At 51.6% G+C, this 12,069-nt stretch carries 9 protein-coding genes; 2 read left to right on the top strand and 7 right to left on the bottom strand.

All coding sequences use genetic code 11. The annotated features are described in order from the left end of the window. Window positions 1-65 precede the first annotated feature (65 nt). Both AC52W5_RS13930 and AC52W5_RS13935 read right to left on the bottom strand, forming a co-directional pair. The gene (locus tag AC52W5_RS13930; protein ID WP_495671431.1) at window positions 66-764 is read right to left on the bottom strand and encodes a response regulator; all 699 of its coding nucleotides are present in this window, start codon (window positions 762-764) and stop codon (window positions 66-68) included. Further along, window positions 745-2,100 (bottom strand): cache domain-containing protein, encoded by a 1,356-nt coding sequence (locus AC52W5_RS13935; RefSeq protein ID WP_074974623.1) that lies wholly within the window; start codon window positions 2,098-2,100, stop codon window positions 745-747. Before AC52W5_RS13935 ends, AC52W5_RS13930 begins: the two co-directional genes overlap by 20 nt. 388 nt (window positions 2,101-2,488) lie before the next feature. Between AC52W5_RS13935 and AC52W5_RS13940 the strand changes: the two genes are divergently transcribed. Beyond that, window positions 2,489-3,313, top strand: a complete 825-nt coding sequence (locus AC52W5_RS13940) for a Crp/Fnr family transcriptional regulator (RefSeq protein WP_495671432.1) — start codon at window positions 2,489-2,491, stop codon at window positions 3,311-3,313. Between the two features lie 71 nt (window positions 3,314-3,384). Here the strand turns inward: AC52W5_RS13940 and AC52W5_RS13945 are convergent, their stop codons facing one another. From AC52W5_RS13945 to AC52W5_RS13965, 5 genes are all read right to left on the bottom strand, one after another. After that, entirely contained in the window at window positions 3,385-4,803 is a 1,419-nt protein-coding gene (locus tag AC52W5_RS13945; RefSeq protein ID WP_495671433.1) for a TolC family outer membrane protein, read from the bottom strand. Between the two features lies 1 nt (window position 4,804). Beyond that, the gene (locus AC52W5_RS13950) at window positions 4,805-6,166 is read right to left on the bottom strand and encodes an HlyD family type I secretion periplasmic adaptor subunit (RefSeq protein ID WP_495671434.1); all 1,362 of its coding nucleotides are present in this window, start codon (window positions 6,164-6,166) and stop codon (window positions 4,805-4,807) included. An 82-nt stretch (window positions 6,167-6,248) separates the two neighbouring features. Next, complete coding sequence (locus AC52W5_RS13955; protein WP_495671435.1) at window positions 6,249-7,964, bottom strand: type I secretion system permease/ATPase; 1,716 nt, start codon at window positions 7,962-7,964, stop codon at window positions 6,249-6,251. Between the two features lie 162 nt (window positions 7,965-8,126). Then, window positions 8,127-8,957 carry a calcium-binding protein gene (locus AC52W5_RS13960; protein ID WP_495671436.1) on the bottom strand — a complete coding sequence of 277 codons (831 nt, stop codon included), beginning with the start codon at window positions 8,955-8,957 and terminating at the stop codon, window positions 8,127-8,129. 949 nt (window positions 8,958-9,906) lie between these two features. After that, complete coding sequence (locus tag AC52W5_RS13965) at window positions 9,907-10,290, bottom strand: YegP family protein (protein WP_074974627.1); 384 nt, start codon at window positions 10,288-10,290, stop codon at window positions 9,907-9,909. Between the two features lie 353 nt (window positions 10,291-10,643). Between AC52W5_RS13965 and AC52W5_RS13970 the strand changes: the two genes are divergently transcribed. After that, window positions 10,644-11,987 carry a cytochrome P450 gene (locus AC52W5_RS13970; protein ID WP_495671437.1) on the top strand — a complete coding sequence of 448 codons (1,344 nt, stop codon included), beginning with the start codon at window positions 10,644-10,646 and terminating at the stop codon, window positions 11,985-11,987. The last annotated feature ends 82 nt before the right edge of the window (window positions 11,988-12,069 follow it).

Here is a 12,069-nt window from a genome sequence, read left to right on the forward strand (position 1 = left end):
CGGGGACGAGGGGTGCCCCGGTGCTGAATCACCCGGGCTGTCTCTGCTCCCTCCGGCGGCGAAGCTCATTCCGACGGATACTCCAGGCAGCGGAAGCGGTATTCCACGCCCAGGATGACAAGCAGATTGGGGTTGCTCGTTTCTGCTGCCGGAAGGACCGCTTTCAGTTTATCCCAGATATTATGCCGATGGGTATTTACGGTGGCCTCGACGATACCCATTCTGGCTGCGATCCTGGCGGTATCGTATTTCCGGTGGCCGGTGAGCCACAACACCCGCTTTTCGCTCAGAGTCAGACCCTGTTCCGGCTGGTATTTAACCGGAAAAATCCGTCCCCCGCCCGCAACCGTATGAATGGCATTAAAGATATCCTGTGGTTCAGCATCTTTTATCAGGTAACCATTCGCTCCTGCCGCTATTGACCGGCGGATGTACGCGTCCCCTTCATTCACCGTGAGCATGAGTATGAAGATCCGCGGATAACGGGCCCGAAGCTGGGATGCCAGTTCGACGCCGTCCGTGCCCGGCATGTTGATATCCAGCAACACGAGGTCGATATCCGTTTTCTTCGGATCGTCCAATGCTTCTTTTTTCTTCGAATCGTCCAATGGTTCTTTTTTCTTCGCCTCGTCCAATGCTTCCTTTGCACTCCCGGCTTCAGCCACCACCTTGAAGCAGGTCTGGGTTTCGAGCAGCGTGCGGATGCCCTTAAGGAATGCGGGGTGGTCGTCCACGATCAGTATCTTAATGGGGAGGTTGGGCATGATTTCCAGGTATCAGTCGTTGTAAAAAAGGTCGAGGGATGGTGGCAGTCACCTTCGTGCTGCCCGGTCTTGACGTAATGGTCAGCCGCCCGCCCGCTTCTTCCACGCGGGCTTTCATGTTGTGCAGGCCGAGCCCGCGCATCCCGCTGCAGGCCCGGTCGCGTGCATCGAAGCCGATGCCGTTGTCCCATACGGTGAGCCGCACGGCCCGTCTGTTCCCTGTCAGGCGCAGCAATGCCCTGCTGGCGAGGGAGTGCTGCCTGATGTTCCGCAGGCATTCCTGGGCGAGGCGATAGAAGACAAGGCTGGTGTCCGCGGGAAGCCCTTCGACCGGGCCGTAGCTACGGAAACGGATGACGATGCTGTCATTTTCCATGTCATGCACAAGCCGCTGCAACGCTGCCAGTAGCCCGAGATCCTTGAGGATCATCGGATGCAAGCCATGGGAGATTTCCCGCGTCTCCTGCAGGACATCCTTCAGATCCTTAACCAGATCCTGGAACGTGGACTGTGCCGGAGCATAGGCCGGCGGTACGCCTGCCAGCTGAATGAGGCCGGCACTCGCCTGGAACCGGGCAGCCGCGAGCCGCTGGCAGATGCCGTCATGCAGTTCGCTCGACAGCCAGGCACGTTCCTTTTCCTGTGCCTCGCGCCGGCCCCTGATATTCAGCATCAGGCCGCAGAGGATGATGATCGTCATGCCCAGCGATGCCGCCACGCCGATCCACAGCAGGGTATCGTAGTTGTTGACGGCCACCTGTTCGTCTACCTTCGCCAGCACGCCTTGGACATCGTCCAGGTAGATGCCCGTGCCCAGCACCCATCCCCAACTGGGCAGAAGAACGGCATAGGTAAGTTTGGTGGCGGGTTTGCCGGTGGAAGGTTTCTCCGTCGCATACTGGACAAATCCGCCGCCCTCATGCGCCTTCCTGATCAGCATCTGGATGGTGGGATAACCATTGATGTCGCGGTAACCCAGCCGATTTTTCCCGATCAGTTCCGGCTTGCGTGAGTGTACGAGCAAGGTTCCCTGCAGGTCGTACACAAAAAAATAGCCGTCATTTCCATAATCCAGTCGGTGCAGGATGTCCTTTGCTTCCGACAATGTGGCCTCGTCCGTGCGGCCTGATTCATGAAGGGGGGCAATGGCATGCTGTGCCAGTGTCAGGTAGCTCCTGAGCTCGTCCTGCTTGCTGGCAAGGTATGCGGGTTCGATCACGTCGCGCTGCTCTTTCGCCAGTTCGACCGACTGGTGATTGACCATGACGGCAACCATGCAGAGCACCAGTACAAGTGGCGCCAGGGCCAGCAGAATGAGTTTTCGCCGGAGTTTCATGGTTCCATTATGCGTGAGCCAGGCGCATGCGCATCCATAGCCCTGCGTAGATGGGCTACATACATTTACGTTTTTCCTTCTTTTTCGTTATCTGTTTTGCCGGAAAACCAGTTTCCCTCTCATTGATGACACCAGCTGGATGCTCGTCAAGCGAATACGTAATTCTGCGTAGTTGGCGTATGTATTCCTGCTCTTTCCCGGGCATTCGTTCAGGCGCAACCTAATACCTCAATCTGAGCCATGGATGCATTTGTCGAAACTGACGACTCAAGTCGAATGAGACAACTCTCAATTCTAAAGGAGAACCATATGGTTCAGCCACAAGAGGGAAGCATCCTCCGATCTCTATCGAAGAACTGAATCTGTAACTCACTGTTGCGCTCATACAATGTTTGAAAATCTATCAAGAACCGCGTCGATTGAGGAACTGACGATATCAGGCAGTTGCCGTGCCCGCCACGGCGGTGACGTGTTCAAGGATTCAAAAAAGCAAGAGGTGGGAATGGGCGCGGTAAATAAATCAGTTGAACGAGGCGGCGCGTCACTTGCAGGTATCAAAGAACTTCAAAATCTGTCAGTTGCGGAGTTGGAAGCAGTGACTGGCTGCTGCCGCACCCACAGATATGCGGCGGGGGAAACCATTATCAGGCATCAGGATGATACAAATAGTACTTTTTTTATTGTGGAAGGCATGGTACGGGTTACCTATAATTCCTGCAAAGGTCATGAGGTTATTTTGTGTGACTTATCGAGCGGAGACATATTTGGAGAGCTGGCGGCCATTGACGGCCATACTCGCTCGGCAACTGTGACCGCTAAAAAAGATTCAGTGGTGGCCTCCCTGCCGACACAATCTTTTTTGGATCTCATTTATTCCAACAAGGAAATATATTTAGCTGTTCTGAAGCGATTGACAAGCCAGGTAAGGCATCTTATAGACCGGGTTTATGGCCTTAGCGCACTGAAAGTTCCGAACCGTATTCGTGCGGAGCTTCTGCGCCTTGCGAAAACGCATTCAGCAGCACCAAATCAGGGCCTAATCTCCCCGGTACCAACTCACGCGGAGATAGCCAGCCGTCTCAACACCCAGCGTGAGACCGTAACTCGCGAATTGAATGCATTAGCCAGAAAAAAGGTGATAGCCCGGACAGGACGTGATCTGCACATTCTTGATATGGCCGGCCTGGGACAAATGGTAAATGGTAATGATTGAAGCGATATGCGGTTCTTTCCGCTAGATCGCCTCCCGCCTCCTGCCTCCTGCCTCCTGCCTTTCACCTCACTTTACCTGGAAGTATACGTAATCGAGCTATCAGCCCTTTCCATCTTGTTTCCCGTGGTTAACGCCACATCTATTGATACCGGGGAGGTATCGCTGGAGGTGAAATAGGTCGCGATATCGTGCAAATCGCTGATCCCGACTATTCCTGCGGCCTTCCGTAACCGAAGATAGGCAAGCAGATAGCCATAACGCGCCTCAGCCAGATCCCGTTTTGCTTCAAATAACCGCTGCTGGGCATTAAGGAAATCGAGATTGGTGCGCACTCCGCCCTTGATGCTTTTCACAGTGGCTTCCACCAGAAAGCTTGCCGAATCGACAGACTTTACCAAAGCGGCAATACGAGAAGTGCTTGTCAAGGCAAGATTGAACTGTTTACGCAATTCCACGGTTATTTGATTCGTTTTCGTCTCCAGATCGGCTTTCGCTTTTTCGTAGTTGGATTTTGCCTGGCTCGTCATGGCGCTTACATTGCCACCGGAATACAAAGGCAGGCTTACTTGCACGCCTATGCTTTGCGTAAGCGCATCGATGCCAACCAGGATCGGGTTATCGGATTTGTTACGCGCGATCGCTGCCACAGCTTCCACCCGAGGGAAGTGACCCGCCTGCTGCTTGTTAATCTCCTCCCGCGCCACGTCTACCGCATGACGCCGAGTAGCAATCTCGGGATTATTTTCCAGGGCAATTTCCTTCCAGTCGTCAAATCTTCCTGGCTGCAGGGGTTTGACCCGAAAATCATCCGATAGTGGATCAAGTTCCGTGACTTCCTCACCCATGATGGAGGCCAGCACATCGCGCGCGTTCGCGAGACTGTCCTGCGCTTCGAGTACCTGGGCTTCCGCGAGATCATGTCTTGCCTGTGTTTCCAGGGCATCAGTTTTTGTACCTTCACCTTTTTCCAGCATGCGTTCGTTTGCCCGTCGCTGCTCCTCCAGGGCTGTCCGTTGTGCAGTGACTAGCGCCAACTGATCTTCGGCATACTTCACATTAATATAGGCGCCTACAAGGCGCAGGATAAGCTCCTGACCCTGATTGGAGAATTCGGCGTTGCTCTGGTTCGTTTTTGAAACCCCCTGTTTATAGCCGGCGAACGCTCCCAGGTTGATAAGAGGCTGTCTTAGCTGAACCATAGCTGTTTGACTTTCATAGCTTCGTTGGAGGCTGATGGCCTGGCGGGTGAAATCCTGTTGGTTCTGGTTTATCGCAAAACTTGCGGAGAGGGAGGGGAGCAAGGCGGAACGGCCAATCGCCGCGAATTCCTGGCCCGCCCTGTTTTCGTGAATCGCCGCCTGATAAGCGGAGTCGTTCGCCAAAGCTGTTTCGTAAACCTGGACCAACCCTGCTGCCAATGCCTGCTTCGGTGGAAACAGCGCTAGCAGGCCAAGGGCTGGAATAATCAGACGGTGGGCTCGAACAGGCATTCTAATCCTCCGTCATGGCCATTTTTAAATGATCCAGTATCGGCTTCAGGATGTAGTTCATCATCGTACGCTCACCCGTCTTCACGAACAGATCAACCGGCATTCCCGGCTTGATCTGCAGATCAGCGATAATTTTTATCCCTTCAGGCGCCACCTTGGCATGCAGTTTGTAGTAGGGCTCTCCCGTGTTTTCGTCAACAAAGCGATCCGCAGACACCTGAGTCACTATTCCTGGTATATGAGGCGTCAGATTGCGATTGAATGCGGTAAATATAAGTTCCACGGGAAGATCGGGATGGACTTTATCGATCAGATGCACTGGCAGGCGACCTTCAACCATCAATGGATCATCTCGGGGTACAATGTCCATCATCTTAAAACCGGGGGCGATTACACCGCCTCGGGTGAAGACGTTCAAGCCGACTACTGTGCCATCCACCGGCGCTTTGACCAGTACGTTTGCGAGATCATGATCCAGACCGCTTAGCTTGTGAGCAAGCGCCTCCGCTTCTTTTTGCACATCCGATAACTGGGAGCGCACTTCCTTCTGGTATTCCTGCTGGCGCTGGATACGGCGCAGCTTTAGTTCGGCAATTTGTCGCTGCCCGCGACCGATGTTGCCAATGTCTTCAGAAATCGCTCCCCTGATCTGGACATACATTCGCTCCAGTTCCAGCAATCGATTGCGCGCCACGTAACCTTCGGAGGCCAGATCACGCATCCCACCCAACTGCTCTTGTAAAAATTCCAGTTGCTGTTTTTTATTATCCCGTGATTCCTCCAGACCGCTGGTTTGCAACTTCAGGCCGGAAATACTCTCATCCATTGCGGACAACTCGCTCTGTATTTCCAATAGCCGGGAGCTGAACAGATGCTGCTGCATGGCGATATAGTTGGCAACAACTGGGTCGCTTTTCATCTTTTCCAGCTCTATGGGAAAAACAATGGCATTTTTCCCATCACGCTCGGCAGTCAAACGAGCCTCTGCTGCACGCGCACCAAAATATTGGACCCGCATCGTCTCGGCGTTAGCTTTAACCTGCACGCTATTCATGCGAACCAGGACCGTACCCGTCTCAACCACATCTCCTTCTTTCACGAGGATGTCTTCAATCGTTCCGCCCGCTTGATGCTGAATTGCTTTCCTGTTGGTCGCTACCGTAACAGTCCCGCTAAGCGGCACTCCTTTATCGAGCGGAGCCAATGAACCCCACAATAAAAAACCTCCGATCCCCGCGATGACGATTCCCCAGCCGAGGCGGATATACCGGACAGCATCGCTGTCTACTCCTTCTACTCCTGAAAGGGGCGATTCCTGGGGGCCGCCATAGCTACTGCCGCTGCTCTGCAATTTCATCTGCATTTCATCCCTCCTACGATCTCATGCTCGTCAGGCAGACTTTGAGTTCTCTGATAGACATTCCCTTTTTACTTCCGGCCAATTTTTATCTTGACTGCACCTGCTGCACCTGCTGCACTGGCTGTGGACGGGGATTCCTCAACCTGTCCAGGACTTGGGCAGTCGGGCCAAACAATTGCGTTTTTCCATCCACTAACAGCAGCAGCTTGGTTGTGGCGGCCAGTACACTGTTCTTGTGACTGATTATTACAATGGTTTTACCCTGCTTGCGCAGATCATCGATTGCCTCGATCAATGCCTGCTCACCCACTTCGTCAAGGTTCGAGTTGGGTTCATCCAGCATAATCAGGGAGGGGTCACCGTACATTGCCCGCGCCAGCCCGAGACGCTGCTTTTGACCACCCGATAATCCTGCTCCACCGTCTCCAAGAGGGGTGTCGTAACCTTGGGGGAGGCGCAAGACCATTTCATGAATTCCCGCGCGCTTGGCTGTCATTACCACTTTTTCTGAATCGACCTCTCCAAAACGGGCGATATTCTCCGCAACCGTTCCCGCAAACAGCTCGATATCCTGGGGCAGATAACCGATATGCGGGCCGAGCTCATCCTTGTTCCAGTAATAGACATCTGCTCCATCCAGACGTACTTTACCCATTGCCACTGGCCAGACCCCTACCAGCAAACGCGCTAGTGTCGATTTTCCTGAACCGCTGGGGCCGATGACTCCCAACACATCACCGGGCGCAATCGTAAAACTCAAGTTTTTAAGAACGCTGACTGTAGAACCCGGGGGAGCGGCGGTCACCGCTTCCACCGACACTTTTCCAAGCGGTTTTGGGAGCAACATTCCTGTTTCACGCATGGGATTCGCTGCCAAAAGTTCATTCAGACGCTGGTAAGCACTTCGCGTGCTACTCCAGCTTCTCCATACACTTATCAGCTGCTCCACCGGGCTCAATGCCCTGCCTAGCAGAATCATGGCGACAATCATCATTCCGGGCGTAACTTTCCCTTCCAGGACAAGCAGGGCGCCCAGGCCCAATATCAGCGACTGCATCGAAACCCGGACGAACTTTGTAATCGAGTTGATCTTTCCCGCCTTTTGGCTGGCTTCCGCTTGCAGTCGCAGAACCCTGTCATTAAGTCTTAACCAGCGTGCCATCAGGTCGGGCAGCATCCCCATTGCGGCAATGACTTCGGCATTCCGCAAATTGTTGGTTGCGAGATTGCCTGATGTAATCGCTACCGCATTTGCTTCCTCGAGTGGTTTTTTGGACAAGGCCTGGTTGGCAAAGGCCAAAGCAATGAGCACCGCAGATCCAGTCAAGGCAAACAAGCCTAGCAGCGGACTAAACAGGAAAATGACAATCAGATATATCGGGAACCATGGAACATCAAAAAAAGCAAACAGGCCTTGGCCTGTTAAAAACTGACGGATAGTGGTGAAATCCTGCAGCGCCTGCCCCGCGTTACCCCCTGCGCGCTTCAGATTTTGTTCAAACGCAGCTGTATAAATGCGTTTGTTCATCTTCATATCAAGCTGTGCCCCGATCCGGATCAGAACAAAGCTTCGTACAAGTTCCAGAGCGCCCATGAACAGAAAGGCTCCGAGCGCCATCAAAGTCAGCATCAGCAAAGTCGTTTCGTTCCGGCTCGCCAGAACTCTGTCATACACTTGCAGCATGTACAGGGATGGAACCAGCATCAACAAGTTGATAATGGCGCTGAAGATCCCTACCGTTCTGAATGCCCCTTTGAAGCTTAGAAGGACTTGCGCAATTTCTGTCTTGGGAAATTTCAATTTGTAAGTCACCTCAGAGCCAGGTCCAGGCGCAACTGTATGAGTGGGAACGAACCCTTTGCGGGACCTGAATGATTACGGTCTGGGGAAGATGAACTCGCTTCCTCCCCAAAATCTACCAGGTCACGCGGCGTGACCCAGTAGAAGATGAGTTATCAGCGGTTAAGCGATAACATCCAGGCTTGGAGTAAATCCTGAGGCGCCGATCAGGGCGATCTGAAGGTCCGCGCCTCCGTACACATCGGCAGTCAATATGCCTGAAGAGGGGTTATACGATAACTGGCTCGAACTGAAACTTTGATTGCCAGTTGCCCACCAGTTCACGTCTGCATCGATTGCGGAAAGATCAATCGCATCCCCTTCCCACCATTTGAAGTCGGAGATGGTATCGATTGCTCCCCAGGCTGGACTCTCAGTTACCGAGTTGAAGACGAACGTATCCGCTCCAGTGCCACCGGTAAGAAAATCCATTCCGGCTCCACCGATGAGTGTATCGTTACCGGCTCCACCATCGAGGCTATCGTTACCACCCCAGCCGTACAACTGGTCGTTGCCGCCATATCCGTAGAGAGAGTTGGAGTAACCATTGCCGGAGATAAAATTACCGAGATCGTTGCCGTCCCCAAAATAGGCAGTACCGGTAAGGGTCAGGTTCTCGACATTGGCGGGCAACCATTTGTAACTGGTGCTGACCGAGCTGTAGGCATGGTCAACGCCCTGGTTGTAGTACTCGATTACTTTGTCTGTCGTCGTATCCACGTAGTACACGTCGTTGCCAGTCCCACCGTACATCGAATCCGTACCTGTTCCACCGTCCAGCGTATCGTTACCAGAGTATGCATAGATGGTGTCATTTCCCCCGTAACCATAGATGTAGTCGCTGCTGCTTGTGCCTATCAATGATGGAAAGAATTTATATTCGGAAAACCATCCATTCCATGCCCACTGCGACGTGTCGTTATCATGAAATTGGGTTCCATATATTGCTGCCATGACATTCTCCTCAGTAGAAGTTAAAGACAAGCGTGTAGTTACCACGCAAGTAGAGAGTAATTGTGTCCAGTAGAATAATCTGTGAGAAAAATCACATGATGGTCATGGCTTCACGCAGACTCCCTCTCACTGCTCTGTGCACAGGTATGCCCTAATCTTTCGATTGCCAGGCTTCAAACCGCGAGGATTCTGGAAAGTATTACGGAGATTTTTTGCACGTCGGACCAGGAATGGCGCTTCACCTGGGTAGATAAGGAGGTGGAAAACCGGCTGTGCCGCATACGGGGCGATCTTCCAGGATTTGTACCTGTCAGAAGCTTATCTCAAATGTCTCCTCAGCTTGACAACAGCCATCTGTTAACATATTCTTCACAAAAACATAACAAAAAAATCACAAAACTGAGAGAAAGACGGAATCGATCCGTCATATGCTAAAGCTGAGCTGCCGCTGCAAAGCGGTTTCGTCGTTTCTAAGACTGAATAATTGAATACCTTCTTTGAGGAAAAAAATGGTTGAATTGATTGAGTTTTTGAAGCCTGCTCTTTTTGGAGCCCCGTTGATGACCGTGCTTTACGGAATCAGGCAGATATGGGAGGAGGGTCCGGATCAATCTAGCTGAGTAGATATTCGAGAAGGTATGCACGCCCCCTCGCAGGAGGCATATTCCTGGTGATGCCAGCCGAGTATGTCTGGCCGCCTGCATCTATCGCTTTATGCTGTCCTCGAGCCTGGAGTTCAAATCTCCTTCAAATCCAGGCTCCTCTGATTTTCAATCCTGAAAACAGGGAAAACGATATTCCGGATAGAAATGAAATCCGTCCAATTTTTCCCTGCATTTTGCAACTGTCGATCGACAGTCACCACTGGAATGCAGGGTCTGGCCTGCTGATTACCTGATGATTGAGGGAAGGACTTCAACAGAAGCCCTTCAAGCTGAAAACCCGGCGTTCAGACTACTGCTTCGGCTGGTGGAGTGCCAGGTACGCTTTTCCCAGTCGGCTCTGTCATATCGGCAATGATGGCGGCTGGTGCGTTTTTCTTGACTGATTCTATTCCGCCATCCCGCGCTTTTTCCGTCTCATAGGATTCGCTGGTGCCAATCACCTGATTGTTGCCTGATTTGAGATTGAACCTGTATTTGCCGCTTTCAGTGGTTTTCCGTTCATACCGGGAGTCGTCCGGCGCATTTTTTCGAACAGACTCCACTCCATTCATGCATCCCGCTCTAGCCTTGTAGCCTTCACTGGCAAGAATGGTTTGTCCATTGGTGGCTTTCAATCTGAACCGAAACTCACCTGCCTTATCTTTATAAATTTCGAATTTTGCGGCCATGAAATTCCTTTCGTATTAATATGTTGAGCCGTATCAGCCCCTTGGTCCTTTCGATTCTTTCACGAACGGCAGCATCCTTACGGCTTGCGAGCTGCCGCATTGTTTAACGCAGAGAAAGAGCTGGCGTTGACCTGCTATCATCCCAGGAACGACCTGCTATTCAAGAGAGATTGAAAAGAACATCCGTGCGGGCAGCCAGGACAGGAATCAATGACAAAGCAACTGAGAATGCAGACTATTGGTTGCTATTACTTGAACGGAGGCGATTTGCTTTGTTTGGCTTATTGCATTGGTAGATGCATGGGGCGAATTGATGTTAATGAACCTGTCATTAAAATTCCAACTTATTGACGATGATGCATAACAAAACAGTTCCACAGGTCCAAGGCGATTTTCTGCTGGGTAATTTAAGGCAGATGGCGGCGAATCCCCTTCAAGCCTTTTATGACTGGTACCGAGATTATGGGGACTTGGTCAGCTTCAGATTGGCTACCCGCCAATTTTATTTATTCAGTCACCCAAAGCTGATTGAACAAGCCTTGATCAGGCAAAGCGATATTTTTGTAAAAATCTACAATCCTGAGAAACCCACCGGTATCGCGTTGATTTTAGGTCAGGGCTTAGTAACAAGCCAAGGCGATTTATGGCAAAGACAGCGTCAGTTAATGCAGCCTGTTTTCCAGAGAAGTAATGTAACCACGCTGCTGCCGCTAATGGTTACCGCGGGCAGCAATATGTTGAATCGATGGCGGCAACTGGGTGAAGGTGCACACCTCAACCTCTCTAATGAAATGACGCGGCTTACGTTGGAAGTCATCACCCAGACCATGTTCAGCACCAGTGTGCTCGACAAAATAGAGCATATCTCTCCCTCTCTGGATACTTTGCTTCGCTATGCCATTAAAAGCATCGTGAATCCTTTGACTCTTCCGTTATATGTGCCCACCCCCGCGAATCAAAAATTCAAACTGGCGTTGGGAATAATCGATGATGTCATTTACGGAATCATCGATCAACGCCGCGCCGCACCGTCAGGGCAGAATGACCTGCTGGATATGCTGCTAAAAGCACGCGATGACAGCAGCGGTGAGAAGATGACCGATAAGCAGATTCGTGATGAAGTTATTACCATTTTTAGTGCAGGCCATGAAACGACCGCGAACTTGCTAAGCTGGACCTTGTATTTACTAGCCCGGCATCCGGATGTACTTGCCAGAGTGCGTCAGGAACTTGACGGTTTGCTGCAAGGAAGAATCCCGAACGCCGAGGATTTGCAGCAGCTTGCTTATACCAGAGCCGTGCTCAGTGAATCGATGCGCCTCCGTCCACCTGCTGGCTTCTTGCTGCGTAAAGTTAATAAGGATACCGAGGTTGATGGGTATCTTTTAAAGGCTGGCAGGTCGGCGATATTCAGTATTTATAATCTTCATCATCATGCCGATTTCTGGCGGCAGCCTGAGCAGTTTGACCCTGACAGGTTTCTATTACCTCAAAAGAAGTATTCGTTCATACCTTTCGGTACAGGTGAACGGATCTGTATCGGTAGTCATTTTGCGTTAATGGAAAGCCAGCTTTTGCTAAGCATGATAGTTCAGCACTGTGATTTACAGTTGCTTGACCCGAATGAAGTCGAGATTGAGATGGCGGTAACCCTGCGACCTAAAGGTGGAATTCCGGTCCGCATAAACTGGCGATAAAATCAATCTTCGGTTCTGTAGCTGGGTTATCTACAAAAGCTGTTGCGAAAACTGCTCGGGCCAATAAAGCGAGGCACTACCA

The sequence above is a fragment of the Nitrosospira sp. CT genome, from assembly GCF_059489795.1.

What these genes read in the sequence shown, in the direction of transcription:
- AC52W5_RS13930 (WP_495671431.1), bottom strand. Translation starts at nt 764, where the DNA reads ATGCCCAACCTCCCCATTAAGATACTGATCGTGGACGACCACCCCGCA.
- AC52W5_RS13960 (WP_495671436.1), bottom strand. Translation starts at nt 8,957, where the DNA reads ATGGCAGCAATATATGGAACCCAATTTCATGATAACGACACGTCGCAG.
- AC52W5_RS13935 (WP_074974623.1), bottom strand. Translation starts at nt 2,100, where the DNA reads ATGAAACTCCGGCGAAAACTCATTCTGCTGGCCCTGGCGCCACTTGTA.
- AC52W5_RS13945 (WP_495671433.1), bottom strand. Translation starts at nt 4,803, where the DNA reads ATGCCTGTTCGAGCCCACCGTCTGATTATTCCAGCCCTTGGCCTGCTA.
- AC52W5_RS13965 (WP_074974627.1), bottom strand. Translation starts at nt 10,290, where the DNA reads ATGGCCGCAAAATTCGAAATTTATAAAGATAAGGCAGGTGAGTTTCGG.
- AC52W5_RS13950 (WP_495671434.1), bottom strand. Translation starts at nt 6,166, where the DNA reads ATGCAGATGAAATTGCAGAGCAGCGGCAGTAGCTATGGCGGCCCCCAG.
- AC52W5_RS13940 (WP_495671432.1), top strand. Translation starts at nt 2,489, where the DNA reads ATGTTTGAAAATCTATCAAGAACCGCGTCGATTGAGGAACTGACGATA.
- AC52W5_RS13970 (WP_495671437.1), top strand. Translation starts at nt 10,644, where the DNA reads ATGATGCATAACAAAACAGTTCCACAGGTCCAAGGCGATTTTCTGCTG.